This is a genomic window from Paraburkholderia caffeinilytica (assembly GCF_046030355.1).
Lineage (GTDB): Bacteria > Pseudomonadota > Gammaproteobacteria > Burkholderiales > Burkholderiaceae > Paraburkholderia > Paraburkholderia caffeinilytica_B.
This window is the reverse complement of record NZ_JAQQCQ010000030.1, coordinates 37,551-64,053: the sequence shown is the minus strand read 5'-3', so window position 1 is coordinate 64,053 and position 26,503 is coordinate 37,551. Positions and strand designations below refer to the sequence as shown.

Annotated in this window: 22 protein-coding genes; 5 read left to right on the top strand and 17 right to left on the bottom strand. The window is 62.3% G+C overall.

All coding sequences use genetic code 11. The annotated features are described in order from the left end of the window. Positions 1-28: 28 nt before the first annotated feature. Positions 29-1,498: a betaine-aldehyde dehydrogenase gene (gene betB / locus PQQ95_RS32155; protein ID WP_408445199.1), complete on the top strand. Its 1,470-nt coding sequence runs from the start codon at positions 29-31 to the stop codon at positions 1,496-1,498. 12 nt (positions 1,499-1,510) lie between these two features. Beyond that, positions 1,511-3,196, top strand: a complete 1,686-nt coding sequence (gene betA / locus PQQ95_RS32150; RefSeq protein WP_408445198.1) for a choline dehydrogenase — start codon at positions 1,511-1,513, stop codon at positions 3,194-3,196. Between the two features lie 160 nt (positions 3,197-3,356). On the opposite strand, the gene PQQ95_RS32145 is transcribed toward betA, so the two are convergent. From PQQ95_RS32145 to PQQ95_RS32115, 7 genes are all read right to left on the bottom strand, one after another. Beyond that, positions 3,357-4,775 carry an MFS transporter gene (locus PQQ95_RS32145; protein WP_408445195.1) on the bottom strand — a complete coding sequence of 473 codons (1,419 nt, stop codon included), beginning with the start codon at positions 4,773-4,775 and terminating at the stop codon, positions 3,357-3,359. Between the two features lie 201 nt (positions 4,776-4,976). Beyond that, entirely contained in the window at positions 4,977-5,240 is a 264-nt protein-coding gene (locus tag PQQ95_RS32140) for a hypothetical protein (RefSeq protein WP_408445193.1), read from the bottom strand. 60 nt (positions 5,241-5,300) lie between these two features. Continuing rightward, positions 5,301-5,957 (bottom strand): sarcosine oxidase subunit gamma, encoded by a 657-nt coding sequence (locus PQQ95_RS32135; protein WP_408445190.1) that lies wholly within the window; start codon positions 5,955-5,957, stop codon positions 5,301-5,303. Further along, positions 5,947-8,949: a sarcosine oxidase subunit alpha family protein gene (locus PQQ95_RS32130; RefSeq protein WP_408445188.1), complete on the bottom strand. Its 3,003-nt coding sequence runs from the start codon at positions 8,947-8,949 to the stop codon at positions 5,947-5,949. The genes PQQ95_RS32135 and PQQ95_RS32130 overlap by 11 nt, the downstream gene beginning before the upstream one ends. Then, positions 8,946-9,272: a sarcosine oxidase subunit delta gene (locus PQQ95_RS32125; RefSeq protein ID WP_408445185.1), complete on the bottom strand. Its 327-nt coding sequence runs from the start codon at positions 9,270-9,272 to the stop codon at positions 8,946-8,948. The genes PQQ95_RS32130 and PQQ95_RS32125 overlap by 4 nt, the downstream gene beginning before the upstream one ends. Before the next feature lie 121 nt (positions 9,273-9,393). Continuing rightward, complete coding sequence (locus tag PQQ95_RS32120; RefSeq protein WP_408445182.1) at positions 9,394-10,638, bottom strand: sarcosine oxidase subunit beta family protein; 1,245 nt, start codon at positions 10,636-10,638, stop codon at positions 9,394-9,396. Positions 10,639-10,684: 46 nt separating this feature from the next. Next, the gene (locus PQQ95_RS32115; protein ID WP_408445180.1) at positions 10,685-12,079 is read right to left on the bottom strand and encodes an L-serine ammonia-lyase; all 1,395 of its coding nucleotides are present in this window, start codon (positions 12,077-12,079) and stop codon (positions 10,685-10,687) included. 338 nt (positions 12,080-12,417) lie between these two features. Between PQQ95_RS32115 and PQQ95_RS32110 the strand changes: the two genes are divergently transcribed. Then, positions 12,418-13,500 carry a GlxA family transcriptional regulator gene (locus PQQ95_RS32110; protein WP_408445178.1) on the top strand — a complete coding sequence of 361 codons (1,083 nt, stop codon included), beginning with the start codon at positions 12,418-12,420 and terminating at the stop codon, positions 13,498-13,500. 107 nt (positions 13,501-13,607) lie between these two features. On the opposite strand, the gene PQQ95_RS32105 is transcribed toward PQQ95_RS32110, so the two are convergent. The 4 genes from PQQ95_RS32105 to PQQ95_RS32090 all read right to left on the bottom strand — a co-directional run bounded on the left by PQQ95_RS32105 (position 13,608) and on the right by PQQ95_RS32090 (position 17,762). Further along, positions 13,608-14,543, bottom strand: a complete 936-nt coding sequence (locus PQQ95_RS32105; protein ID WP_408445175.1) for a choline ABC transporter substrate-binding protein — start codon at positions 14,541-14,543, stop codon at positions 13,608-13,610. Positions 14,544-14,679: 136 nt separating this feature from the next. Further along, complete coding sequence (locus PQQ95_RS32100; protein WP_408445173.1) at positions 14,680-15,681, bottom strand: GlxA family transcriptional regulator; 1,002 nt, start codon at positions 15,679-15,681, stop codon at positions 14,680-14,682. A gap of 7 nt (positions 15,682-15,688) precedes the next feature. Further along, a complete protein-coding gene (choW, locus tag PQQ95_RS32095; protein ID WP_408445170.1) occupies positions 15,689-16,591 on the bottom strand; it encodes a choline ABC transporter permease subunit in 903 nt (300 codons plus the stop codon). Continuing rightward, the gene (locus PQQ95_RS32090) at positions 16,584-17,762 is read right to left on the bottom strand and encodes a quaternary amine ABC transporter ATP-binding protein (protein ID WP_408445168.1); all 1,179 of its coding nucleotides are present in this window, start codon (positions 17,760-17,762) and stop codon (positions 16,584-16,586) included. The genes choW and PQQ95_RS32090 overlap by 8 nt, the downstream gene beginning before the upstream one ends. Positions 17,763-18,290: 528 nt before the next feature. Between PQQ95_RS32090 and PQQ95_RS32085 the strand changes: the two genes are divergently transcribed. Further along, complete coding sequence (locus tag PQQ95_RS32085) at positions 18,291-20,096, top strand: acyl-CoA dehydrogenase (RefSeq protein WP_408445166.1); 1,806 nt, start codon at positions 18,291-18,293, stop codon at positions 20,094-20,096. 133 nt (positions 20,097-20,229) lie between these two features. On the opposite strand, the gene PQQ95_RS32080 is transcribed toward PQQ95_RS32085, so the two are convergent. Then, on the bottom strand, positions 20,230-21,522 hold the full coding sequence (locus PQQ95_RS32080) for an MFS transporter (protein ID WP_408445163.1): 1,293 nt from the start codon (positions 21,520-21,522) through the stop codon (positions 20,230-20,232). A 203-nt stretch (positions 21,523-21,725) separates the two neighbouring features. Here PQQ95_RS32080 and PQQ95_RS32075 point away from each other — a divergent pair, with 203 nt between their 5' ends. After that, positions 21,726-22,079 carry a BON domain-containing protein gene (locus PQQ95_RS32075; protein WP_408445160.1) on the top strand — a complete coding sequence of 118 codons (354 nt, stop codon included), beginning with the start codon at positions 21,726-21,728 and terminating at the stop codon, positions 22,077-22,079. 96 nt (positions 22,080-22,175) lie between these two features. Here the strand turns inward: PQQ95_RS32075 and PQQ95_RS32070 are convergent, their stop codons facing one another. The 5 genes from PQQ95_RS32070 to PQQ95_RS32050 all read right to left on the bottom strand — a co-directional run bounded on the left by PQQ95_RS32070 (position 22,176) and on the right by PQQ95_RS32050 (position 26,461). Beyond that, positions 22,176-23,324, bottom strand: coding sequence for a DUF1501 domain-containing protein (locus PQQ95_RS32070; protein ID WP_408445158.1), 1,149 nt, complete (start codon positions 23,322-23,324; stop codon positions 22,176-22,178). Positions 23,325-23,329: 5 nt separating this feature from the next. After that, on the bottom strand, positions 23,330-24,865 hold the full coding sequence (locus PQQ95_RS32065) for a DUF1800 domain-containing protein (RefSeq protein ID WP_408445155.1): 1,536 nt from the start codon (positions 24,863-24,865) through the stop codon (positions 23,330-23,332). A 74-nt stretch (positions 24,866-24,939) separates the two neighbouring features. Beyond that, positions 24,940-25,488 (bottom strand): periplasmic heavy metal sensor, encoded by a 549-nt coding sequence (locus PQQ95_RS32060; protein WP_408445153.1) that lies wholly within the window; start codon positions 25,486-25,488, stop codon positions 24,940-24,942. Further along, complete coding sequence (locus PQQ95_RS32055; RefSeq protein WP_408445151.1) at positions 25,485-25,904, bottom strand: hypothetical protein; 420 nt, start codon at positions 25,902-25,904, stop codon at positions 25,485-25,487. The genes PQQ95_RS32060 and PQQ95_RS32055 overlap by 4 nt, the downstream gene beginning before the upstream one ends. Next, positions 25,901-26,461, bottom strand: a complete 561-nt coding sequence (locus PQQ95_RS32050) for an RNA polymerase sigma factor (RefSeq protein ID WP_408445148.1) — start codon at positions 26,459-26,461, stop codon at positions 25,901-25,903. Before PQQ95_RS32050 ends, PQQ95_RS32055 begins: the two co-directional genes overlap by 4 nt. Between the last annotated feature and the right edge of the window lie 42 nt (positions 26,462-26,503).

Genomic DNA, 26,503 nt, shown 5'->3' with positions numbered 1-26,503 from the left:
CGGCGACATTTCAGACAAGGAGTAAGTCATGGCGGTATTCGCAACGCAACGTCTCTATATTGGCGGCGCCTACGTCGACGCGACCAGTGGCGAGACTTTCGACACGCTCGACCCCGCCACCGGCGAAACGCTCGCGGCCGTGCAACAGGCTTCGGCGGCCGACGTCGATCGCGCGGTGCAATCCGCGCGTGACGGCCAACGCGAATGGGCCACGCTCACGGCGATGCAGCGCTCGCGCATCCTGCGCCGCGTGGTCGAGATTCTGCGTGAGCGCAATGACGAACTCGCCGCGCTCGAAACACGCGACACCGGCAAGGCGATCGCGGAGACGCGGGCCGTTGATATCGTTACGGGTGCGGACGTGATCGAGTATTACGCGGGGTTGGCAACCGCTATCGAAGGCCAGCAGATTCCGCTGCGGCCGTCGTCGTTTGTTTATACACGGCGCGAACCGCTGGGCGTGTGCGCAGGGATCGGCGCGTGGAATTATCCGATCCAGATTGCGTGCTGGAAATCGGCGCCCGCGTTGGCAGCCGGCAACGCCATGATCTTCAAGCCGAGCGAAATCACGCCGCTGTCCGCGTTGAAGCTCGCGGAGATTTATACCGAGGCGGGTGTACCGGACGGCGTATTCAATGTCGTACAAGGCGACGGACGTGTTGGGGCGATGCTCGCCGCGCATCCGGACATCGAGAAAATTTCGTTCACCGGCGGCGTAGAAACAGGCAAGAAAGTGATGTCGCTGGCGGGTGCATCGTCGCTGAAAGAAGTGACGATGGAACTCGGCGGCAAATCTCCCCTGCTCGTCTTCGACGACGCCAACCTCGAACGCGCCGCCGACATCGCGATGAGCGCCAACTTCTTCAGCTCCGGTCAAGTCTGCACGAACGGCACACGTGTATTCGTGCAGCGCGGTGTGCTGGAGCGGTTCGAAGCATTGGTGCTGGAACGTGTCAAACGGATTCGCGTCGGCGCGCCCACTGATGCCGACACCAACTTCGGCCCGCTCGTCAGCGCCGCACAATTACAGAAAGTGCTCGACTATATCCAAAGCGGCGTGCAGGAAGGTGCACGGCTCATCGCAGGCGGCAAACGGCTGACGGAAGGCCACTTCGGTAACGGCCAGTACGTCGAACCGACGGTTTTCACCGGCTGCCATGACGCGATGCGTATCGTGCGCGAAGAAATCTTCGGCCCAGTGATGAGCATTCTCGTTTTCGACGATGAAGACGAAGCGATTTCGCGGGCAAATAACACCGCGTACGGTTTGGCCGCCGGCGTGGTCACCGAGAATCTGGCGCGCGCGCATCGCGTGATTCATCGGCTCGAAGCGGGTATCTGCTGGATCAATACGTGGGGCGAGTCGCCCGCGGAAATGCCGGTGGGCGGCTACAAGCAATCGGGCGTGGGTCGTGAAAACGGCATCACCACGCTTGAACACTACACGCGCATCAAGTCGGTGCAGGTCGAACTCGGCCCGTATCAACCGGTGTTCTAAGGAGGGGTGGCGATGGCTTCGAACGAATACGACTACATCATCGTCGGTGCGGGCTCGGCAGGCAACGTGCTTGCCTCCCGCCTCACCGAAGACGCGGACGTGACCGTGCTGCTCCTCGAAGCAGGCGGCCCCGACTACCGTTTCGACTTCCGTACGCAGATGCCCGCCGCCCTCGCCTTTCCGTTGCAAGGGCGGCGCTACAACTGGGCGTACGAAACCGATCCCGAGCCGCACATGAACAATCGTCGCATGGAGTGCGGGCGCGGCAAGGGACTCGGCGGTTCGTCGCTGATCAACGGCATGTGCTACATCCGCGGCAATGCGCTCGACTACGACGGCTGGGCCGGCCGCCCTGGGCTGGAAAACTGGACCTATCTGGATTGCCTGCCGTATTTCCGCAAAGCCGAAACGCGCGACGTGGGCGCGAATGCGTACCACGGCGGCGACGGTCCGGTCCATGTGACGACGAGCAAGCCCGGCAACAATCCCTTGTTCGCAGCGATGGTCGAGGCCGGCGTGCAGGCGGGTTTCCCGCGTACCGACGACCTCAACGGCTATCAGCAGGAAGGCTTCGGCCCGATGGATCGCACGGTCACCGCGAACGGCCGGCGCGCCAGCACCGCACGCGGCTATCTGGATCGCGCGAAGACGCGTCCGAATCTGACCATCGTCACGCATGCCATGACCGATCGCGTGCTGTTCCTGGGCAAGCGTGCGATTGGCGTCGCGTATCTGCATCATGGCCACGCGGTGACTGCGCACGCGCGCCGCGAAGTGCTGGTGTGCAGTGGTGCGATTGCCTCGCCGCAATTGCTGCAACGCTCGGGCGTCGGCCGCTCGACGTGGCTGCGTAAACTCGACGTGCCGCTCGTGCACGATCTCCCGGGCGTCGGCGAAAATTTGCAGGATCATCTGGAGATGTACATCCAGTACGAATGCAAGGAGCCGGTCTCGCTGTATCCCGCGTTGCAATGGTGGAATCAGCCTGCCATTGGGCTTGAATGGATGCTCAACGGCACGGGTATCGGCGCGAGCAATCAGTTCGAAGCGGGCGGCTTCATCCGTACCCGCGACGACGATCTGTGGCCGAACATCCAGTATCACTTCCTGCCTGTCGCGATCAACTACAACGGTTCGAACGCGATCAAAATGCATGGCTTTCAGGCACACGTCGGCTCGATGCGTTCGCCGAGCCGCGGCCGTGTGAAGCTCACGTCACGCGATCCGGCCGCGCATCCGAGCATCCTGTTCAATTACATGGCCGATCCGCTCGACTGGCGTGAATTCCGCGACGGTATCCGTATTACGCGCGACATCATGCGGCAACCGGCGCTGGATCGCTATCGCGGCCGGGAGTTGAATCCGGGCGCGGAGTTGACGACGGACGAGCAACTCGACGCGTTTGTGCGGATGCGTGCGGAGACGGCGTTCCATCCGTCGTGCTCGTGCAAGATGGGTTACGACGATATGGCGGTGGTGGACAACGAAGGCCGCGTGCATGGCGTGGAAGCGCTGCGTGTGGTCGATGCGTCGATCATGCCGCAGATCACAACCGGCAATCTGAATGCGCCGACAATCATGCTCGCGGAGAAAATCGCCGATCGGATTCGCGGACGGGAGGCGTTGGCGCGGGTGGAGACGCCGTACTTCGTGGCGAATGGGATGGTTTCGCGGAAACGCGAAGTGGCGTCGGTTTAGTACGCATCGAGTCAAACTGTCGAACCAGACGCCAGTAAAAATGCCGCGAATATTTCGCGGCATTTTTATTTTTTTGCTCAAGGCGTAAGCGGTCAATCTCGAACGGGACAGAACACTCGGCAAGCGCCAATCCCCCGCATGACTCGACAATTCACCAGTGTCACTCTCGCGCAGGACTCAACACGCCCTGCGCGTCCGGTTCAACCGCTTCCGACACTAAAACCTCCAGCGCCAGCCCACGCGTCTCGATTCCCATGATCCACACCGCGGCTGCGGCAATCACAAAACACATCGCGCCGAGCGAGAACACGCCACCTTGGCCGAACATCGGCAACACGACACCCACCACGTAAGGGCCGATCAGGGAGCCCACCCGGCCAATCGCCGATGCAAAGCCCGATCCCGTGGCGCGCGCTCCCGTGCCATAAAGCTCAGGCGTATAGGTGTAAAGCACCGCCCACATCGCAAACATAAAAAACTGCATGGCAAGGCCGGCGCAGATCAGCAGCGTCGGCGTTTGCGCGTGCAGCGCGGTTTGTCCGTAGACATAGGCCATCACCGCGCTGCCGGCCAGCGACGCGATACAGGTCGGCTTACGTCCCCAGCGTTCGACCAGCCACGCTGCGCAGATGAAACCCGGAATTCCGCCGAGCGAAATCAGCACCGTATACAGCACCGACTTCGTCACCGCAAAACCCGCTTGTTGCATCAACGCGCCAAGCCATGACGTCAGCCCATAAAATCCGAGCAACGCGAAAAACCACAGCGTCCACACCATGATCGTGCGGCGCCGGTAGGCCGCGCTCCAGATCTCGCGAAACGCGCTCGTACCTTTCGCGGCCACCGGTTCCTGCAACATCACCGGTGCACGCAACTGACTCAGGCCAGCCGCTTTCATGACCTTCACTTCGACTTCGGCGAGGATCTTGTCGGCTTCGGCGAGACGTCCTCGATGTTCGAGCCAGCGCGGCGATTCCGGCACGACGCGGCGCACGATCAGCACGAACACGGCGGGAATCGCCAGCAGCGCGAATTCCGTGCGCCACCCGAACGCCGGCAGCACGAAGTACGACACCACGCCCGCCGTGATAAATCCGAGCGGCCAGAAGCCGTCCATCAGCGCAATCAGCCGTCCGCGCGACGCTGCCGGCACGAATTCGGACAGGAGCGTCTGCGCAATGGGAAACTCCATGCCCATGCCAAAACCGAGCAGCACCCGATAGAAAATCAGTGCTTCGACGCTCTGCGCGGTCGAGCACAGATACGATGCGAGCCCCCATAGCACCATGCTCCATTGGAACACCGGGCGTCGTCCGAGGCGATCGGCCAGCAAGCCGGCAACCGCGGCGCCGATCACCATGCCGAAGAAACTCGCGCTTGCCACCAGCCCCGCCGTCGCGGTCGACAAATGGAATTCGCTCTTGATCGAGCCTAGCACGAAGGTCATCGTGCCGAGATCGACCGAGTCGAAAAAGAATGCGACCGCGATGATGATGAAAATGGTCCGGTGATATCCGGAGAACGGCAGTCGCTCGAGTCTGGCGGCTGCGCTCGCGCGAGGCTGAAAAGCGGTAGACATGTCATCCCCTCGTTGATGCGGCGGCTGCCGCGTGGACGTTCCGATCAGTGCGTTTTCAGTAGACGCCGACATAAATCGGCGACATAGAAGGAATACGTCATGGGGATGGAACGGGGGCGTCGTTCCGTCAATGCTTGTGCTCCAGAGAACGCACGCGAGACGCGTTTCGACACTGAAGCAGCGCGAACGCGGAACCGAGTCTCACGCTCGCAATCGCGCACGCGCAGCGCCGGCGATGCGCGCGAGCGCCTCCGCACTCAAACGCGCGGCGATTTTCCCAACGTACTCATGATGCCGCGACTGCAGCGGTGCGCCCAGCTGCTGCGCGAGGAGATAGCGGATCAGAGCGATGCGCCGGTGCCGCAATACGATGCTCTGATCGAGCAACGCGAGCGCAGCGTGGGCATCACCCTCATGGCACGCGCGCTCGGTGAGGCGCGCGGTGGCTAGACGTGTCGACGTCATGTCAGTCGGTGGCCGGGAAAGCCGCGAGCGATGCCTCAGCGAGACATCGCTCGCCGCGCTTCACGACATAAGCGGCTCGGCCGCGTCGAGCATGATCTTCACAAAGTAGTCCGCAAAACTGCGGCGCACGACGATATCGAAACTGTCCGCACCGGTAGGCACCAGCGTCATCGACGCCTTGAAGTAGTGGCTCTGTGCACACTGCCCTTCGCCGAACAGTTTCGCATGCAGATCGAGCGGGCAGCCACGCGCCAACACGTCACGCGCACGTGTGCCGCTGATTTCGAGCACCGTATAGCCGCTGCCGATATCCACCGCCGACGCGAACACGCCCGCAAATGCCGCACCGAGCTTCGTCTGCAACGGCGCGGTACGCGCCGCGTCGTGCGCCATGGCCGAGCGCACCAGCCACTCATCGGGACCGAGCCACAGCATGTCGTAGCCATGGCCGCGCGCAATGGTGTTCGCCTTCTCGGGCGGCTGGCAGCCGATCACGCTTTCCACCGCGCTGACGAACGCTGCGTCGCGCGTATCGCCGCGCACGTTCACGAGTTCGAGAAACGGCCGCTCGCTCAATCTGAAAGCCGCCGACACCGTCGCCTGATGCTTCTTCAGCAGCGTATCCGCGCCCACCAGCGGCGACTCCTGCCACACGCCTGTTTGCTTGCCGACAGCGCGATCCACCGCCGACACCGTCCCTCTTGTTTCATTCCACATGTTGACGTGCTCCTTCGCTGTCGTAGAACACCGAACTGGTGACCTTGGCCGCAATCTGCTTGCCGCTCGCGAGCGGAATCGTGACCGTTTCGCCGATCTTGTCGAGACCGCCCTTCACCACCGCCATGGCAATCGAACGCTTCAGGATCGGGCTGTAATAGCTCGACGTGACGTGGCCGAGCATCGGCGCGGTATCGCCCTGGAACGGACCGGCGACGATCTGTGAGCCTTCGGGAATCACGAACGACGGATCGTCCGCGAGCAGCCCGACCAGTTGCTTGCGTCCAGCCTTTGCGGTGTCCGTCCGCGTCAATGAACGCTTGCCGAGAAAGTCTTTCGATTTCGCAACGAGGCCGCCCATGCCGAGGTCGTACGGCGTCATCGAACCGTCCGTATCCTGGCCGACGATGATGTAACCCTTCTCCGCTCGCAACACGTGCATGGTTTCCGTGCCATACGGCGTGATGTCGAATTCCGCGCCTGCGGCCATCAACGCTTCCCATACCGCGCGACCGACATTCGCGGGGACGTTCACTTCATAAGCCAGTTCGCCGGAGAAGCTGATCCGCATCACACGCGATGCCGCGCCCGCCACGGTGCCTTCGCGATAGCTCATGAACGGGAACGCCGCGTTCGCGAAGTCGATGTCGTGGCAGACTTTCTGCAGAACCTTACGGCTGTTCGGACCGACCACGGCAAACGTCGCCCAGTGATCCGTCACGGAAGCGAGCCGCACGCGCATATCCGGCCACTCGGTTTGCAGCCAGCGTTCGAGCCACGTGAGCACGCGCGCTGCGCCGCCGGTGGTCGTGGTCATCATGTAGTGCTGATCGGCGAGACGCACGGTTACGCCGTCGTCGAAGATCATGCCGTTTTCGTCGAGCATCAGGCCGTAGCGGCACTTGCCGACTTCCAGCTTGCTCCACGGATTCGTGTAGACCCAGTTCAGCAGCTTCGCCGCATCGGGGCCTTGAATATCGATCTTGCCAAGTGTCGAAGCGTCGAGAATGCCGACGCTCGTGCGCACGGCAAGCGACTCACGCGCGACCGCGGCATGCATGTCCTCGCCGGCCTTCGCGAAGTACCAGGGGCGCTTCCAGTTGCCTACGTCCTCGAATGCCGCACCGTTTTCCACGTGCCATTCGTGCACCGCTGTCTTGCGCACCGGATCGAGAAACTCACCCAGCTCGCGGCCCGCAAACGTGCCAAACGTAACCGGCGTGTAGTTCGGACGGAACGTCGTCGTACCGGTTTCGGGAATCGTCTTGCCGAGCGCCTGCGCGAGAATCGCCATGCCGTTGATGTTGCCGAGCTTGCCCTGATCGGTGCCGAAGCCCATGGCCGTATAGCGCTTCACGTGCTCGACCGATTCGAAACCTTCGCGCGCCGCGAGGAAAATATCGGCCGCCGACACGTCGTTCTGGAAGTCGACGAACTGCTTCGGTCCGCGCGCTGCGAGTTCACGGCCGCCGACGAGCCACAGCGGCTGCATTTTCGCTTCGGTAATCTCGGCCACCTGCACGGGATTCGGCCGCGCCACGATGTGCCCGGCCGCCCGCGCCGCCTCGACACCGGCGTCGACCGCGAAACGAATCCCCTGACCCAACGTGAAATCGCCCGCACACGCGCCGACGCTGGTTTCCGCCTGCATCGCCTTGCCCGGCACGAAGCAGGCCTTGTCGTCATGCCAGTGCGCCTTTCCTCCCGACTGCGCGAACAGATGCAGCACCGGGCTCCAGCCGCCGGACATCGCGAGCAGATCGCAGGGCAGCGTGCTCTGCTTTGCACCGACTTGTCCTTTCGAATACGACGCTACCTCGACCGAGGCAACCCTCAGCTTGCCGTGCGCCGCTGTGACAGCCACACCGTTCATCACCTTGACGCCGTAGCGCCGTGCGAGCGCGGGCAGCGTCCCCTTCGATTCGCCCGTGCGCGGATCGACGACCGTCACCTGGGCGCCGGCCGCTTTCAGATCGAGCGCGCATTGATAACCATCGTCGTTGTTCGTGAACACGACGGCATTGCGGCCCGGCAGCACCGCATAGCGATGCAGATAGGTCGACACCGCCGAAGCCAGCATCACGCCTGGCAGATCGTTGTTACCGAACACGATCGGCCGCTCGTGCGCGCCCGTTGCGAGAATCACGCGCTTCGCACGAATCTTCCACATCAGTTCGCGCGTACCCTTTCGCTGCGACACCGGCAGATGTTCGGTGAGCCGCTGCGTGACGGTGACAAGGTTATGGTCCTGATATCCGAACGCGGTGCTGCGGCACAGAATCTTCACGTCCGGCATCTGCCGCAACTCGTCCTCGATCTTGTGGACCCATTGCAGCGCCGGTTTGCCGTCGATCTCCGCCCGGCAGGACAGCAGCGAGCCGCCGAGTTCCGGCTGATCGTCGATCAGCGTCACGCGAGCGCCTGATAACGCCGCCGCATGCGCGGCCGCCAGACCCGTCGGGCCACCGCCGACCACCAGCACGTCGCAATGCGCAAAGCACTTGTCGTAGCGGTCCGCATCGGTGTGTTCGGGCGCCTTGCCGAGGCCGGCCGCATCGCGGATCACTTCTTCATACTTCGGCCAGAACTTGCGCGGCCACATGAAGGTCTTGTAGTAGAAGCCCGCCGGAATGAAGCGCGCGAACTTCTGGTTGATCGCCATGCGGTCTTTTTCGATGCTCGGCTTCGCGTTCACACTGGTTGCGACGAGCCCCTGATACAACTCCACTTCAGTCGCACGCGCGTTCGGCACCGTGTAGGCACCGGTTTCTAGCTGGACGATCGCATTCGGTTCTTCCACACCCGCTGTCACAATGCCGCGCGGCCGGTGATACTTCCAGCTGCGCGCCACAAAATGCTCGCCGTTCGCGAGCAGCGCGGACGCGAGCGTGTCGCCCTGAAAGCCCTGATACTTGCGCCCGTTGAACGTGAAGTTCAGTACGATCGCGCGGTTGATGCGCCCACCGCTGGGGAGTCGATCTTTCTGGCTCATGGTGTCTTGCCCTCTTGTGCCTTGTCTTGTGCCTTAGGCTCGTTGCTGTCCATCGCGAGCAGCGGACGTTCGAACGTCTCGTAGCCCTGAATCTCGTAGCTCACCGTGTCGCGCTGAGCCTTGAACCAGCGGCGGCATCCTTGCGTGTGCATCCATTGCTCGCGATGCACGCCGCGCGGATTCTTGCGCATGAACAGGTAGTCGCCCCATTCTTTATCGGTGAGCTTGTCGGTATCGAGCGGACGGGCAATGTCCGCTTCGCCGCCGCAGGAAAATTCGGTTTCGGCGCGTGGCCCGCACCAAGGGCATTCGATCAGCAGCATCTGGTTCTCCTCGTTGTCGACCGGAATGAGTGCTTTGCATGGGACCGGAGTAAGCGCTAAAGCACCAACTCTGGCCGACAGCTAAAGCGCTGACTCCGGTCCCACGCAATTCATTGCGAAGTTAGTGGGCCACAGCGGCGGCGCCGTGCTCGTCGATCAGGTGACCGGTGTAGAAGCGGTCCAGCGAGAACGGCGCGTTCAGCGGATGCGGTTCGTCCTTCGCGATCGTGTGCGCATAGGCCCAACCCGACCCGGGCGTCGCCTTGAAACCACCCGTACCCCAGCCGCAGTTGAAATAAAGCCCTTTGACGTCGGTCTTGCTGATAATCGGGCATGCATCCGGCGACACGTCCACGATGCCGCCCCACTGGCGGTTCATCCGCACGCGCGAAAACACCGGGAACATTTCGACGATCGCTTCGAGCGTGCCTTCGATGATCTGGAAACTGCCGCGCTGCCCAAAACCCGTGTACTGATCGACGCCCGCGCCGATCACCAGATCGCCCTTGTCGGACTGGCTGATGTACGCATGCACCGCGTTCGACATCACCACCGTATTGACGACCGGTTTGATCGGCTCGGACACCAACGCCTGCAACGGATGGCTCTCCAAAGGCAAACGGATGCCAGCCATATCGGCGAGTGTGGACGTGTTGCCCGCTGCCACCACCGCCACCTTCTTCGCCTTGATGAACCCCTTGGTGGTATCCACGCCGACCACCTGGCTGCCGTTACGGCGAATGCCCGTGACCTGACAGTTCTGGACGATGTCGACGCCATGTTGATCCGCCCCGCGCGCGAAGCCCCACGCCACCGCGTCGTGGCGCGCCACACCGCCGCGTCGCTGGATCGACGCACCGAGCACCGGATAGCGGCTGTTCAGATTGATGGTCGGCTCGATTTCCTTGATCTGCTCCGGCGTGAGGAATTCGGCATCCACGCCGTTCAGCCGGTTTGCATTCACACGGCGCTCGGTGTCGCGCACGTCCTGCAAGGTGTGCGCGAGATTCATCACGCCACGCTGGCTGAACATCACGTTGTAGTTGAGGTCTTGCGACAGACCTTCCCACAGCTTCATGGCCTTTTCGTAGAGCGCGGCCGATTCGTCCCACAGATAATTCGATCGAACGATGGTCGTATTGCGCGCGGTATTGCCGCCGCCGATCCAGCCCTTCTCCAGCACGGCGATATTGCGCACGCCATGCTCCTTGGCGAGGTAATAGGCCGTGGCGAGACCATGCCCGCCGCCGCCGACGATCACGACGTCGTACTCACGCTTAGGCTCCGGGCTCTTCCACTGACGCTCCCAGTTCTCGTGATACGACATCCCGTTACGCAACAGGCTGAATATCGAATAGCGGCTCATTGTTGGTCCTTTGGGTCCTGTTGATACTTTTTGCGTCCTGACTCGTTCAGCATTCGATGACGTTCACGGCGAGTCCACCGCGCGACGTCTCCTTGTATTTGGTCTTCATGTCCGCGCCGGTTTCGCGCATCGTCTTGATCACGTTGTCGAGCGACACGTAGTGCTGGCCGTCGCCCTTCATCGCCATGCGTGCTGCGTTCAGCGCCTTGATCGCGCCCATCGCGTTACGTTCGATACAGGGAATCTGCACGAGTCCGCCAACCGGATCGCAGGTCATGCCGAGGTTGTGTTCCATGCCGATTTCGGCGGCGTTTTCGACTTGCGTCGGCGTGCCGCCCATCACGGCGGCGAGCGCCGCGGCGGCCATCGAGCACGCCACGCCCACCTCGCCCTGGCAGCCCACTTCGGCGCCCGAGATCGAGGCGGTTTCCTTGTAGATGATGCCGATCGCCGCCGCCGTCAGCAGAAACGTGACAATGCCCTCGTCGTTCGACGCATGCATGAACTTCACGTAGTAATGCAGCACGGCGGGAATCACACCGGCCGCGCCATTGGTCGGCGCCGTGACGACGCGCCCGCCCGCGGCGTTTTCTTCGTTCACGGCCATCGCGTAGAGATTGACCCAGTCGAGCATCGACAGCGGATCACGCAGCGACTCTTCCGAACGCGAACGCAATTGCGCGCACAAATCGGCCGCGCGGCGCTTCACGTGCATCGGGCCGGGCAATTCGCCACGCACCTTGCAGCCCCGTTCCACGCAAGCGGACATGGTGCGCCAGATCGTCAGCAGGCCATCGCGCACATCCTGTTCCGTGCGCGACGCGCATTCGTTGTGCAGCGTCACTTCGGCAATCGACAAACCCGTTTCGCGGCACACCCGCATCAGATCGTCGCCGGTACGAAACGGATACGGCACGTCCGCGCCGGCGCGCAGACCATTGACGCGATCGCCTTCCCGATTGATCACAAAGCCGCCGCCGATCGAGTAATACTCTTTCTCCACCAGCAGCTGGCCGTTTTCGTCAAAGGCCTGAAAACGCATGCCGTTCGGATGCACGATGCTCGAACCGGGCGCGCCCGGCATCAGCTTGCGAAAGAAGCCAAGCTGTTCGCGCTCGTCGAACTTGACCGGATGCTTGCCCAGCAGCACCAGTTGTTTCGTTTCGCGGATCGACTGCAGACGCGGTTCGATTACGTCCGGGTCGATCAGATCGGGAAGATTGCCTTCCAGGCCGAGCAGCACCGCCTTGTCCGTGCCATGCCCTTTCCCGGTTGCGCCGAGCGAGCCGAACAGTTCGACCTTGACGCGGCGCACGAAGCCCAGCAGATTGGCGTCTTCGATATGCGAAGCGAAGCGGCATGCAGCGATCATCGGCCCGACGGTATGCGAACTGGAGGGACCGATGCCGATCTTGAACAGATCGAAGACGCTGACGTTCATGGCGTGCCTTATACGTTGCGATACCAGGATTAGCTGGGTTGCCGGGTTGGGCCGGGTTTGGTTTCAACTAGCCCCTATTGCACCGCACGTCAATTTGGACCGATAGAATAAAAACGGCATGACAGTGGGATAGTGGCGTCAAGCGGGCCGCCGGCCAAGCGCGGCGGCGGATTTGCGATGACTTCTGACGCATTTTCGACAGGCGCGGAGGTTGCGGCTGGCGATGCTGATACCACGGCCGAATGGTCCCAATGAATAGCCCGGTCATTGGCCTGATGAAGCGGCCGCCATCCCCGGTGATATGCTTGAATCAACCTTTTCCCTTGCTGGCTGCATGCATGAATTCCGCTGAACCGCTTCCCCTTCAATCGATCGACGGCTCCTCGAAGCAACGTATCCGCTTCGGCATCATCCTGCTGCCGAACTTCACGCTGACGGCGTTCTCGGGTTTCGTCGACCTGTTGCGCCTGTCCGCCGATGAAGGTGATTTCAGCAAACCCGTGCGCTGTTCGTGGAGCGTGATAGGGGAAACCCTCGCTCCGGTACGCGCGAGTTGCGGGATCCAGATCACCCCGTGGGAGACGTTCGACAACGCCGAGCCCTTCGATTACGTTGTCGTGGTGGGTGGCCTGCTACATTCCGGGCCCGCCGCGAACGATGCAACGCTGGCGTTCATCCGCCGCGCCGCCGCCACGGATGCCACGTTGGTCGGCATGTGCACCGGCGTGTTCTCACTGATGCGCGCGGGTGTGCTGGAGGGTCACCGGATCTGCGTGAGCTGGTTTCACTACTGGGATTTCATCGAGCGCTTTCCGGCGGTCAACGAGGAGGCGTTGGTGGCGGACCGGTTATTCGTGATCGACCGTCGGCGGATTACGTGTTCCGGCGGGCGCGCTTCGATCGATGTGGCGGCCGCGATTCTGTTGCGCCACTTTGAAACGGCTACGGTGCAAAAAGCGCTGCGGATTCTGCTGGTCGACGATATGCAGAAGGGCAATGCGCCACAGCCTCATCCGCCTGGGTTGGCGCCGGCCGCGCATCCGAAGGTGAAGCGCGCGATTCTGCTGATGGAGCAGCATGTGGGGCGCTCATTGTCGCTCGATGAACTGGCGCGCAAGCTCGATTTGTCGCCGCGTCAACTCGAACGGCTCTTCAAGGCTCAAACCGGCAAGGCGCCGCAGGCGTATGCGAAGCAGGTGCGTTTGCGTACCGCTGCGTGGCTGCTGACGAGTTCGGATAAAACGGTGGCGGATATCGCGTCGAGTTGCGGCTTTTCCGATGCCTCACACCTGGGGCGCGAATTCCGCAAGCAGTTCGGCCTGCCACCGATGATGTACCGTGAGCAGCGCGGTACGGCGGCTGAAGTCGATGACGGCTCGGGCTATGATGAAACTTTTCCGGGACGGGCTCGGGCGATTTGATCCGGGTTTTTCAGCCCTGACGTGCCGGCTGAATTCATGAGTCAGGTTTTGCAGTTACGCTTTCGCGCCGCTGAAACGACGCGAAAGCTAAACCCAACTTTCAACCCTCACTTCCCCGCAACATAAGCCTTCACCGCCGGCAACCCATCCTTCCCATCAAAGGTCTTCACGCCGGCAAGCCACTTGTCGAGCACGGCTGGATTCGCCTTCAGCCAATCCTTTGCCGCCTTGTTCGGATCCGTCTTGTTCATGATCGGCAGCATCACGTGATTCTCGATATCCGTCGTGAATTGCAGGTTCGACACCAGCTTCGCGACGTTCGGGCAACGTGTCGAGTAATCGTTCGGCGTGACCGTCAACACCTTGGCTTCGCCGTAATTTGGACCGAACACGTCGTCACCACCGGACAGATAGTCGATCTTCATCTGCACGTTCATCGGATGCGGTTCCCAACCGAGGAACACGATTGGTTTCTTGTCGCGAACCGCGCGATTCACTTCGACGAGCATGCCCGCCTCGCTCGACTCCACCAGCTTGAATTTGCCAAGACCGTACTGGTTGCTGTCGATCATCTTCTTGATCAGCGCATTGCCGTCGTTGCCCGGTTCGATACCATAGATCTTGCCGTCGAGCTTGTCATAGTTCTTGGCGATGTCGGTGAATGTTTTGATGCCCGCCTGATACGCATAGTCCGGCACGGCCAGCGTGTATTTCGCGCCGGTCAGATTCGGCGTGGGCAGCACGGTGAGCTGGCCGGCCTTTTTGAACGGATCGATCATCGGGTCCATGGTCGGCGACCAGTAGCCGAGGAACACGTCGATCTGCTTGCTCTTCACGCCCGCGAAGGTGATCGGCACCGAAGCGATGGTTTTGGTCGGCTTGTAGCCGAGCCCTTCGAGCACGGTCGAAGCGAGACCGGTCGTCGCCGCGATATCGGTCCAGCCGACGTCGGCGAACCGGACGTCCCGGCAGGTGGCAGGTTCCGCGGCAAGAACAGATGACACCGACAGCACGCACAACGACGCAGCCCACAAACGTTTCATGGCATTCCCTCAGGGTGATTGATGCTTCAATGCTTTTATAGGGTGGATTTTCCTGGCGCAATTTCTTGCGCCGACTTCATTGACGTCGACTCACACATGCAGTCTTACTCATGCAGCCTTACTCATGCAGTCATATTCATGCAGACAACCGCCGCTCTACACTCGGCGCGTGACCGAACTGCGCGCGGTAAGCCTTGCTGAAATGACACGGCGAGTGAAAGCCGCACACAGCCGTTACCCGCGCGATCGATGCATCCGTATTACGCAGCAATTCACGCGCGCGACGCAAACGCAGGGTCAGGTAATAGTGCGTGGGCGACACGCTCAGAAACATCTTGAACATCCGCTGCAAATGACGTTGCGACAACTGCACGAGCCGCGCGAGTTCATCGAGCGACAACGGCTCTTCGATATTCGCTTCCATCAATCGCACGACTTCGATCAATTCCGCTCGCGAGAAGCCGACCCGCGCGTCGACGGGAATATGCTGATAATCGGTCGAGCCACGAATCCGCTCGACGATGAACTGCTCGGACACTTGCGCCGCGACCGCATGACCGAGGCGCATGCCGACCAGGTTCAACATCAGATCGAGCGGCGCGGTGCCGCCGGTGCAGGTCATCCGGTCACGATCGATCACGAACAGCTCATCGGCGAAACGCACGTGCGGATAGCTTTTGTGCAGCGGCGACATGTCCTCCCAATGCACGGTACAACGATAACCGTCGAGCAGATTCGCAGCCAGCAGCGCGTACGGTCCTGTGCAAATGCCGCCAAGCGGAATGCCTTTCGACGCAACGTCCTGCAGTAACGCGATGACCGTATCGTCCACGTAATCGCGCACATGCCAGCCGGCGCAAACGATCAGCACGTCGGGCATGCCCGCTTCGGCCAGTGTCGTGGTCGGCTTGACCGTGATGCCGTTGCTCGCTCTCGCCGGCTCGCCGTCCGGTGTAATCACCGACCATGTGTAGTGCTGCGCGCGGCCCACGTAGTTGGCCATACGCAGCACCTCGACCGCGCTCGTGAACGCGATCATCGAAAAGTTCGGCAACGTCAGAAAGCCGAAGTGCGCGAGCCCGGACAGCGGCGAATCGGCCGGGGCCTCAACAACCGGAGAAATCGCGTCGCGCTTCATAGGCCGCTCAGCCGTGCTGCGCCGTCGGCGCCCGGCGCACCTTCATCACGCTGCGCAAGCCCGACAGCAGCGGCGCCCGCGCCATGCCTGGCGAACGGCCGAAGCTTTCCGTGATGCGGTCGAGAATGATCGCCAGCATCACCACTGAGAGGCCGCTTTCGAAACCGAGGCCAATATCGAGCCGTTGAATACTCGCCAGCACGTCGTTGCCGAGACCGCCCGCACCGACCATCGAGGCGATGATCACCATCGAGAGCGCCATCATGATGGTCTGGTTCACGCCGGTCATGATCGACGGCAGCGCATTCGGAAACTGCACCTTATAGAGCAATTGCAAGGGCGTGCAGCCGAACGCCTGCCCTGCTTCGACGATTTCGCGATTCACATGCTTGATGCCCAGCGACGTGAGGCGCACAGCAGGCGGCATCGCAAAGATCACGGTGGAAAGAATCCCCGGCACGCGGCCAAGGCCGAACAGCATCGCAGCCGGAATCAGGTAGACGAATGCGGGCATGGTCTGCATCAGATCGAGCACGGGGCGCACCATCATTTCGACGGTGCGGCTCTTCGCGGTCCAGATGCCGAGCGGCACGCCAAGCAGCAGGCTGATCAAGGTCGACGAAAGCGTGAGGCCGAGCGTGATCACCATCTGATCCCAGAAGCCCGTGCCGTAGATCAGCAACATCGCCAGCAACGTGAACAGCGCGAAGCGCCAGCCCACCCGCCACAAGCCGACCCCCACGAAAAACGCCATCAGCGCCCACATCGGCACCGCTTGCAGGCCATGCTCGATCAGCGCGGCAAAGCTTTCGATGACCTTGCCGATGGAGTCGAAGGTTTTTGCGTCGTGGTCGAGCAGGTAGTGAACGCCGTGATCGACCCAGGCGCCAAGTGGAATGACTTCAGACATGGGAACCTCGATGGCGCGTGAGAACGTTCAGCACGTTCGTCTTGTTGACCGAACCGCAGTAGGAGCCGTCCGCTTCGACGACCGGCAGCGGCGCGCGGCTTGCCACCACGCGCTCGACAACGGCGTCCAAGGGCGTAGTGCGGCGGATGCACTCGATGTGATTGAGCTGCGGCGACGCGCTGCCCATTGCATCGCGGCACACGAAGCCGCGAATCTTGCGCTCGCCGTCGAGCACGAAAGCGTATTCGGCGCTGCCGTTGAGCGTCGCGGCGACGCTCGATGCGTCGATCTGCGGCGAATGCTGCATGAGCGGCACGGCGTCGGTCTGCATCAGGTCGCCGGCCGTCAGATAGCGGCTGGTGTCGATGCCATCGAAGAACGCGCGCACATAGTCGTCGGCGGGATTGGTGATGATTTCCTGCGGCGTGCCGATCTGCACCACCTTGCCGCCTTCCATGATCGCGATCCGCGTGCCGATGCGCATCGCCTCTTCCAGATCGTGCGACACGAACAGAATGGTGCGCTGCTGCTCGCGTTGCAGTTCGAGCAGCACGTTCTGCATTTCCTTGCGCTTGAGCGGATCGAGCGCGGAGAACGCCTCGTCCATGATCATCAGCGACGGATTGACCGCCAGCGCCCGCGCCAGGCCCACGCGTTGCTGCATGCCGCCGGATAGCTGGGCCGGCAGCTTTTGCGCGAACGGTGCGAGGCCGACCTGCTCGAGCACGGTCATGGCGCGCTGTTCGCGCTCCTTCCTGCCTATGCCCGCGACTTCCAGGCCGAACGCCGCGTTGGACAGCACCGTACGCTGCGGCATCAACGCGAAGGACTGGAACACCATGCTCATGTCCTTACGGCGCAGCGCCGTCAATTCCGAGCGCGGCACGCTGGCCACGTCGCGGCCGTCGATCAGCACCTTGCCGGCCGTCGGTTCGACGAGGCGGTTGATCAGGCGAATCAGTGTCGACTTGCCGGAGCCAGAGAGGCCCATCAGCACGAAGATCTCGCCTTCCTTGACTTCGAACGATACGTTATGGACGCCGACTATCTGACCGGTGCGCGCGAAGACTTCTTCTTTGGTTGCGCCACCTGCCAGCATGCCGATCGCCTGTTTCGGGTTGGTGCCGAATACTTTGCACAACCCTTCAACCACGACCTTGGGGGAATTCATTGAATGCTCTCCTATGTCGACCTGAGTTAGCGCTTTAGCGCTTACTCGGGTCCCATCCAAGAAACTTGCTGCGTGCCGGACGGCCGTCCGCGCTGTGCATACATAGTTGCCAGAAAAAAGTACGCCTAGCCGACTATTTGCGACAACCACATGTGGAAATGCGACACCGTCGATGCGCGGGTGTTGGCGGGCTGCGTGGGAAGCCTTACTGGGCAACGGTTTTGAGGTGTCGAGGCGGTCAGCGAAGCGTGTCGCGCCAAAGCAAGTGAAGGAGGTTCTGCGGGAAAAAATCCCCGGCAGATCGTGTTGCACTTACCCCATTCCGCCGCGAACACCCATTTGCAGCCCCATAAAAGCACGATCATTCTTTTTTGATTTAAACTGACACGCATTGTGGATCGGCGGATCATTGGGGCTTACCCGAATACCGCACTTTTCGATCGAGCCGCGTCTATGCGAATGCGTGCGTTTTGCACGTTTCGTATAGTTGTTATGCATAGCGTTCCACCTTTAGACGAGTCTTCTCCCATGCAAGATGCGCTGATCATCAACTCGCGTGATCTGGAATTCCAGCTGTTCGAAGTGCTCGACGCCGAAACGCTCACGCAGCGCACGCGCCACGCCGACCACAGCCGCGAGACCTTTAACGCGGCGCTCGAAACGGCGCATGCAGTCGCCACCGAAAAGTTCGCAACGCACAATCGTCTCTCGGACGAACACGAACCGCAATTCGACGGTCAACGCGTCACGATGCCCGCCGAAGTGAAGGACGCACTCGACGCGTTCCGCTCCGCCGGTTTCCTTGCTGCAGGCAAAGACTACGAATGGGGCGGCATGCAGTTGCCCGCGGTGATTTCCTTTGCATGCCTGTCGCTCTTCAAGAGCGCCAACATCGCCACCGCCTCTTACGCGATGCTGACCACGGCGAACGCGAACGTGATCGAACGTTTCGGGAGTGCCGCGCAGAAACGCAAATATCTGCAGGCCTTATTCGAAGGCCGCGCGTTCGGCACGATGGCGCTGACCGAGCCGCAAGCGGGCTCGAGTCTCTCCGATCTCGTCACCAGTGCAACGCCTAACGAAGACGGCACCTATTCGATCCGTGGCAACAAGATTTTTATTTCGGGCGGCGACCACGAATTGAGCGAGAACATCGTCCATCTGGTACTGGCGCGCATTCCCGGCGGGCCGCCGGGCGTCAAAGGCATCTCGCTCTTCACGGTGCCGAAATTCCACGTGAATGACGACGGCAGCCTCGGCGAGCGCAACGACGTCGCGCTCGCCGGATTGATCCACAAAATGGGCTGGCGTGGCACGACGTCGACGATGCTGTCGTTCGGCGAACGCGGCGAATGCATCGGCGAATTAGTGGGCGAACCGCATCACGGTTTGGCTTATATGTTCCACATGATGAACGAGGCGCGCATCGGCGTCGGCCTCGGCGCGGTCATGCTCGGCTATCGCGGCTATCTGGCGTCGCTCGACTACGCACGCGAACGGCCGCAAGGGCGTCGTCCGGATAACAAGAATCCGCTCGATCCGCAATTGCCGCTAATCGAACACGCCGACGTGCGCCGCATGCTGCTCGCACAAAAAGCCTATGTGGAAGGCGCGTACGCGCTCTGCCTCTATGCCGCCCGTCTCGTCGACGAACAGAACACGGGCGAGAGCGACACCGCACGCGCCGAAGCGGGCCTGCTGCTCGATCTGCTGACGCCGGTGGTGAAGTCGTGGCCCGCACAGTGGTGCCTCGAAGCGAATAGTCTGGCGATCCAGATTCACGGCGGTTATGGTTATACCCGTGAATATCCGGTCGAGCAGTTCTACCGCGACAATCGCCTGAACATGATTCACGAAGGCACGCATGGCATCCAGGCGATCGACCTGCTCGGCCGCAAAGTCGTGATGAAACAGGGTGCCGCGCTCAAGCAACTGGCGGGTGAAATACAACGCAGTATCGATGCGGCGCGCGTGCATCCGGCGCTGCACGCGCATGCCGATTCGCTCAGCGAGGCATGGCGCGAGTTGACCAGCACAGTCGAAGCGTTATTACCCACGCTCGCCAGCGAAAGCGAACGCGCGCTCGCCAACGCGAATGCTTTTCTCGAAGCGTTCGGCCATATCGTGATTGCGTGGACGTGGTTGCGGCAGGCGATCGTTGCCAGTGCCGTGCTACCTGAAGCGAAAAGCCAGACCGACAGCGACTTCTATCGCGGCAAGCTGTATGCGTGCCAGTGGTTCTTTCATTGGGAATTGCCGCGCGTCTCACTAATGCTGGCCACGCTGCGCAGTCTCGACGATACGACGCTTAGCATGGCGCCTCAGTGGTTCTAAACGCTGCCATGCCAAGCCTGTATTTGCCACGCACTTTCAAATGAATCAGATAGCCGGGCGGCACCCACGTGTGAGTCAGACGCGATAGCGTCGATTTCTGCAGCTTGCAGCGCGATGCAATGCAACGCACGGCTCACACTTTTTCTGTCGGCGCCGTCACCACCGGGCTGAAAAAATAAACAACCGCGCCGATCGCAAGCGGCACGACGGTCACGGCGAACAGCGCCGAGTAAATCCCCGCGTTCGATAGATGGACCTGTTTTGCGACACTCGCGATCCAGCCGAAACAACTGCTGGCCAGCGCCACGCCGAGAAAAACGAGGCTGTTGAGCAACCCCAGGCCAAGCCCGAGCCGGCGCGGCGCAATGATGGCGCGCGCTTGCGACATCACGAGCGGATGGATCGAGCCGACGGAGAACAACACGCAGATCAACGCGACGCTGACAAGCCAGTTACCGGCCGGACTGACCGCGAGAACCAGTGCCGCCAGCACGCCGGCAAGCAGCCACAGCAACGAAATAAGCTTGGGCGCGCAGAACCGCACGGCCACCGGAATACAGAAAGATGCGGCGATCCCGATCACGCTGGTGACGGTCATCGCATTGCCGCGCGCGATGACGTCGAAGCCGTAGACGTCGGCCAGATACGGCCCGCCCCACGACGTACGAAACGTGCTGCCGACCGAGAGTGCGAGACAGGCCGGCATCAAGGTCCAGAAACCGGTGTGCCGTCTCACCGCGCCTGCCGCATGTTGCGATGCAGCGAGGCTTTGCTCATGCGCGGCCGCATCGCGCCGGCGCACGAAGCATACGACGCCGAGTGTCGCGCATAGCATGGCGAGCGCAGCGGTAACCATGACCGGGCGCCAGCCGAAACTGGCCGTTGCCCGGCTCAGCGGAAGCGCGGCCAGCAATGCGCCCGCCATGCCGATCGCACTCGCCATCGTGATAGCGCGCACATTGCGCGTGCCGTGACCGGTACGCAGTACGTAGTTGAGCAGCCCCATAAAGATGGGCGCGCAACCCAGTCCGATGCCGGCCTGGGCGGCGAGTGCCACGGTTGCGCTCGTCGTCATCGAAAGAATGCCGGCACACGCGGCGCCGATGCCCATCAGGAGCGCGGTCGGTCCGCGCACGCCATAGCGGTCGAACATGACGCCGACCGGCAGTTGTGCGACGGCGAACACAAGGAAGAACGAGCCCGCGAACCAGCCGAACATTTGCGGTGAGAAATGGAAATCGCCGATCAACTGGGTGGAGATCACAGCGATATAACTACGGAAAAACTGACTGAGTACATAGCTGAAGGTCAGTGCCCACAAGCCATAATCGATCGACGAAGCGGTAGCATCCGTACGCGGTTCGAGTAGTTCTTGCTGTACGCCATCAGACATCTGCAGTACACCCTGGGTGATCGAAGCCGTCATGATAGGCGAATCGCGGGACGGGCGGCCAGGTCAGTTTTTTCAACACTCGCGCGTTTGCTGGAGTATTGTTTAAGCGCGCTGGGAGCTTCACAACCTCACTCTTCTATAAGACCGGGTGCTCCGTGCGAGCGGCAAAGTGCTTGCAGGCGCGTGTTTTTTGCATGCAACGATGCGAAATCAACTTTTCGAGGAATGGAGAAAACGTGAAAACAGTCAATCTATTGAAGGCGCTCGGCATCGCATTGTGTGTGGCGACTGCGTCCAGCGCTTATGCCCAGGCGAGCGACGCGATGGCGGCGCCGGCTCCGAGCGCGAAAGCGACGAAGAGTACGGACCGCAAATTGGGGCTGGCCGTGCGCAAGGCTTTGGGCAAGGCGCAGGGTTTTGATGTGTCGAACGTATTTGTCCGCGCGCGCGGCGGTGCGGTAACGTTGACGGGAACGGTGCCCGATGGTGCGCAAATCCCACAAGCTGAGCAAGTGGCCAAGGGCGTTGCAGGCGTGACCTCGGTGAACAACAAGCTGACGCTCGGCACGCAGGGCGGCGGTGGAGGTTGATCGCGCGTCGCGATTGATCAACGACGACCGGTTGCGACGGGCAGCGCTGCAAGAGGAAATCTGCGGCGCTGCCGGTCGTTCTAATGATTTTTCAGCTTATGCATGCACGAGCCCCGTCATCGGGTGCATGCTCGCGCCCTGGCCAAACAGCGTAGCGGCCGTACGCTGCGGATCGAGTCCGAGGCTTTCACTCGCGACGCCTGCGATCAACGCATCCAGCGACTGGGTCGGCTTGAGGTCGCGCGCTTCGTAAAGGTCGCCCGGTTTCAGACCGGGCCAGTCGGCAAGCACGCGTCCGCCCGCTACCGAGCCGCCCAGCACCATCGCCACCGAGCCCGTGCCATGATCGGTGCCCCCCGTGCCGTTCGCGGCGGCGGTTCTGCCGAACTCGGTTGCCACCACCACCGTGGTCTTGCTCCACAACGGACCCATGCCGTCGCGCAACGCAGCCAGCATCGTGTCGAGCGCTTTCAGCTGATTGGCGAGGCGCGCGTTCTGCGCAGTGTGGGTGTCCCATCCACCGGTTTCGATCATCGCGATACGCGGGCCGTCGTCGCGGGACAGAAAACCCGCGGCGAGCTTGCCTAGGCTCGCCGGGTCCTGACGCGCTCCGGCGTCGCCCGCGAGTCCGCGCGCGGTCATGGCCGACTCCCACAGCGGGCGCAATTGCGCATCCTGGTCGTACAACTGCGAGACCCGCATGAGCAGATCGTCAGGCGCCTGCGGTAACCCGGAAGGCGTGTACGAGGTCACCGGCGCGTTGCCGCGCAGCGCCATCGGCACGGTCGGCGCGAAAGCAATCGCGTTTTCGCGGGTGGCGGGTAACGATGCGACGAGCCGGTTCAGCCAGCCGTCTTTCATCTGATACGGCGACGTGCCGCCGGTCTCCAGCACATTCTGCCCATCGAAGTGCGAGCGGTCGCGATACGGTGACGCCACCGCGTGAACGAACAGCGCTTGACGATCCGCATACATCGCAGCGGTCTGCACCAGCGAGGGATGCAGCGCGAAGGTGCCGTCGAGCCGGGTCGCCTTGGACGCATCGATAGCGAGCGCGCCGCGCAATGTCGCGTAGGCGGGTTCGGCGTACGGCACGACGATGTTCAGGCCGTCGGCCGCGCCGCGCTGGATCACGAACACGAAGCGGCGATCGGTTGCAACGCTGGCAAACGCGATCCGCGGCGACACGAGAATTGCGCCCGTGCCTGCAGCGGCAACGCGCAGAAACTTGCGGCGTGAAAACATGGCGTTCATCTCCGTTGAAAATCCGGTGAGACCAGCAGCAGCGCGATCGCCGTCGAGGCGCTTTCAGCACGCGACACAGCCGTTGCAGTCGGCGCACTCAGCGAGCCGGCCAGCAACGTCTGCCCGAGCGAGCGCGCATCGAGCCGGTCGCCGACACGTGATGCAAAGCGCTCTGCCACTTCGACGCGGCGCACGAGCGCGTCGGGCGCCGCCCAGCTAGCGGCAATATCGTCGTAGCCGGCGGGCGAGCCCGGGCGCCATACCGGCTGCCCAAGTTGCGTCAGGATGGGCGCGGCCTGCATGTTGCCGATGTCCTGCCAGCCCAGTCCACGCATCGAAGAAATGGTCCATTCCCACGGCGTCTTGAACTTCACGGCGACTGGCGACCATGCTTGCGGCATGTCGAGCAGAGTCCGGTACACGGTCGGCAGATCGCCGCCGCTGCGTGCGAATGCATTCGCCAATCGCTCGCTCACGTCCGGCGGCGGATTGTCCGCGATGAAGTGACGGGCAAGCTTGCCGCCGATGTGCTTCGCTGTGGCCGGCGCACTCGCGAGGTCGTGCAGGATCGCCAGCGCCTGCTCCTCTCCCGGCTGGTCGTAGCGGCGGCCCATGATGGTCCGCGCGCCCGGCTCGTGCAATGCGGTGCGGAACACGAAGGTGCCTGGGGCGGCGTTCGGCTGCAGGCCCTGCCCGCGCGGGTTGCCAGGATTGCCGGCGAGGCTCCAGCCGGTCAGTGCGCGGGCGAATTCGGTGACGTCGTCCTGGCTGTAGCCGCTCCTCACGCCGAGCGTGTGCAGCTCCATGATTTCGCGCGCCAGGTTCTCGTTCAAACCGCGTTTGATGTCCGGATTGCGCTGCGCCGCGCGCATGGCCGCCATGCTGTCCGGTCCAACCGAGCGTGTCTGATCGAGAAACAACTGCATGGCCGGATGACGTTCGACCGCGACCAGCATGTCTTCGAAATGGCCGAGCACGTGCGGGCGGATCGCTTCGGCTTCGAATGACCCGGCCAGCGCCGCGACGCCGGGCTTTTCCGTGGATACCGCGAAATGATTCGCCCAGAAATGAACCAGCCGCTCGATGAAAGGCGTCTGCGTGGTCAGCGCGCTTGCAACCCGCGCGTTCACCGAGGAACGGTACATGTCGAGAATTTCGCCACGCAGCGCTTTTCGTTCGGCTTGCTTAGCAGTTTGGGTGGTGGTTTCTGTTGCGCTTTGTCCGGTGGTTTGCGTGCTGGCTTGTCCGGTGGTTTGCGGGTTGACCTGCGCATTCGCCTGATTGGCGGCTGCGCCCTCGCTAGCGTTCTGCTGAGTCTGCCGGTTCAGTTGATTCAGCTGCATGCGCTGCTGTGCCAGTTCGCTGGATAGCGCCACCGAATCAGGCTGCGCCGCCCACGCTGCAGGCCGCGGCTGATACTGCTCAAACTGCGCAAGCAGCCAGCCCTTCGGGTCGACGGGCGGCGTATCGTCGGCGCGCGCGCCGAGGCCAAAGCGGTTCAGCGCAATCGCCGCGGCATTCATGTTCGGTGATGTGGCCATACCATCCTCTTCGGCGTTGGATATTTCTTTAAACGACCCTCACGACCCAATCCGTCGCGATCGCACAGAATTTTTTATTCGCCCGACGATTCACTCGAAGAATCAGTCGCAGCGGCCTTTGGTGCGGTCGACTGCGGCGGCCTGGCCGGATTGGCGACCGGCTGCGGTTCACGCCACTGTCCGCGCAGCTTCAGGCTGTCGGCGAATTTGACGCGCTCCTCCGGCGACAGCGTCGCCGCAAAATCCGCGACACTGCCCTCCACTTGCGCGCGCAAACTGCTGTCGGCCTCACGCGTGCGAGCCAGCGCCGCATCCAATGCAGCGCGATCGAACTGCGGCGCAGCGAGCAGACGCAATACATCGTGACGCCCCTCACGGCCCTCGCGGACAAACTGCCGGCCTTCGCGGCGCGCATTCTTCAAGCCGTCGATGAAGGCCTTCTGGCGTTCGGCCGGCAGCGTTTCGGCCGCAAAGCGCAACGCTGTGTGTTGCTGCGCGAGCACCGCATTGCTCGCACCTTTCGCTGCAAACCATTGATAAGCAGCCCCGACAATCGCGCCTAACAAAAACACGTTGAGCACCAGCGAAGCCACCAGCACGATTTTCCATGACCGGCCATTCATTCGCCGCTCCAATCGGCGGATGATCCACCGAAACTCGAAGTTAGATAAGAGGACTCGTGCCCTTGCTGAACCGTCCCCGTCAACACAAAGAACGAGACCGCCAAGGCGCCGGCCACGCCGCCCAGTACGCCGACGCCCGCCACCACCGCGCCCGACCACCATAATTTCCGGCGCGGTGCGCCCGGCCGCCGTACCGGCGCGCTGCCGATGATGCGCTGCTGCAATGCCGCGTCCGCCGGATCGACCTTGTCGGTGGCCAGCCATGCATCGAGCCCGGCCGCGGCCGCCAGCGCTGCGTCGGCCTCGATACGATGCGCCGCGGCCCAGACCTCGGCCGCTGCGCGCTCCTGCTGCGGCCAGCGGCGCGGATCGGCGCCGTAGGCTTCGACGATCTGATGGAATCTTTCGGGCGTCATGACTTGTCCTTGCTAAGGCCGCTGCCGGCCAGTTGGGCGCGCAGATTACGGCGCGCACGTGCCAGCAGACTTTCCAACGCATCGACCGTGATGCCCATCAGGGCCGCAGCGTCGACGTTCGACATCTCCTGGTAATAATTGAGCACCAGCGCCTCGCGCTGTCTTGCCGGCAACGCGGCGAGCGCCTCGCGAACGCGCCCGTCCTGGGCGCGCGCTTCGAGCGCGGCGTCGGGCAACGCGGATGGGTCGATCTCGTCGGGCAGGTCGTCGTGCGGAATTTCGCGGCGGCCGCGCAACCGGTCATAGCAAAGATTGAGCGCGACGCGATGGACCCACGTATCGACCTTCGCCTCGCCTTCCCGCCAGCGCGAAGCCTGTTTCCAGATTCTTACGAAGACCTCCTGCGCCACGTCTTCCGCTTCCATGCGGTCTCCCAGCATGCGCGTGGCGAGCGCGAGCAGACGCGGCAGCTTGCGCGCGACAAGCGAACGGACGGCGGCCGGATCTTGCCTCGCTACCCCCTCGAGCAATTCCGCATCGGGATCGCGTTCGCTCAAGGCTGGCGGCTCCACAGCGCGCCTCGCAGCGCCACCGTGCTC

Coding starts and splice junctions, on each gene's coding strand:
- betB (WP_408445199.1), top strand. CDS start 29: ATGGCGGTATTCGCAACGCAACGTCTCTATATTGGCGGCGCCTACGTC.
- betA (WP_408445198.1), top strand. CDS start 1,511: ATGGCTTCGAACGAATACGACTACATCATCGTCGGTGCGGGCTCGGCA.
- PQQ95_RS32145 (WP_408445195.1), bottom strand. CDS start 4,775: ATGTCTACCGCTTTTCAGCCTCGCGCGAGCGCAGCCGCCAGACTCGAG.
- PQQ95_RS32140 (WP_408445193.1), bottom strand. CDS start 5,240: ATGACGTCGACACGTCTAGCCACCGCGCGCCTCACCGAGCGCGCGTGC.
- PQQ95_RS32135 (WP_408445190.1), bottom strand. CDS start 5,957: ATGTGGAATGAAACAAGAGGGACGGTGTCGGCGGTGGATCGCGCTGTC.
- PQQ95_RS32130 (WP_408445188.1), bottom strand. CDS start 8,949: ATGAGCCAGAAAGATCGACTCCCCAGCGGTGGGCGCATCAACCGCGCG.
- PQQ95_RS32125 (WP_408445185.1), bottom strand. CDS start 9,272: ATGCTGCTGATCGAATGCCCTTGGTGCGGGCCACGCGCCGAAACCGAA.
- PQQ95_RS32120 (WP_408445182.1), bottom strand. CDS start 10,638: ATGAGCCGCTATTCGATATTCAGCCTGTTGCGTAACGGGATGTCGTAT.
- PQQ95_RS32115 (WP_408445180.1), bottom strand. CDS start 12,079: ATGAACGTCAGCGTCTTCGATCTGTTCAAGATCGGCATCGGTCCCTCC.
- PQQ95_RS32110 (WP_408445178.1), top strand. CDS start 12,418: ATGAATTCCGCTGAACCGCTTCCCCTTCAATCGATCGACGGCTCCTCG.
- PQQ95_RS32105 (WP_408445175.1), bottom strand. CDS start 14,543: ATGAAACGTTTGTGGGCTGCGTCGTTGTGCGTGCTGTCGGTGTCATCT.
- PQQ95_RS32100 (WP_408445173.1), bottom strand. CDS start 15,681: ATGAAGCGCGACGCGATTTCTCCGGTTGTTGAGGCCCCGGCCGATTCG.
- choW (WP_408445170.1), bottom strand. CDS start 16,591: ATGTCTGAAGTCATTCCACTTGGCGCCTGGGTCGATCACGGCGTTCAC.
- PQQ95_RS32090 (WP_408445168.1), bottom strand. CDS start 17,762: ATGAATTCCCCCAAGGTCGTGGTTGAAGGGTTGTGCAAAGTATTCGGC.
- PQQ95_RS32085 (WP_408445166.1), top strand. CDS start 18,291: ATGCAAGATGCGCTGATCATCAACTCGCGTGATCTGGAATTCCAGCTG.
- PQQ95_RS32080 (WP_408445163.1), bottom strand. CDS start 21,522: ATGACGGCTTCGATCACCCAGGGTGTACTGCAGATGTCTGATGGCGTA.
- PQQ95_RS32070 (WP_408445158.1), bottom strand. CDS start 23,324: ATGTTTTCACGCCGCAAGTTTCTGCGCGTTGCCGCTGCAGGCACGGGC.
- PQQ95_RS32065 (WP_408445155.1), bottom strand. CDS start 24,865: ATGGCCACATCACCGAACATGAATGCCGCGGCGATTGCGCTGAACCGC.
- PQQ95_RS32060 (WP_408445153.1), bottom strand. CDS start 25,488: ATGAATGGCCGGTCATGGAAAATCGTGCTGGTGGCTTCGCTGGTGCTC.
- PQQ95_RS32055 (WP_408445151.1), bottom strand. CDS start 25,904: ATGACGCCCGAAAGATTCCATCAGATCGTCGAAGCCTACGGCGCCGAT.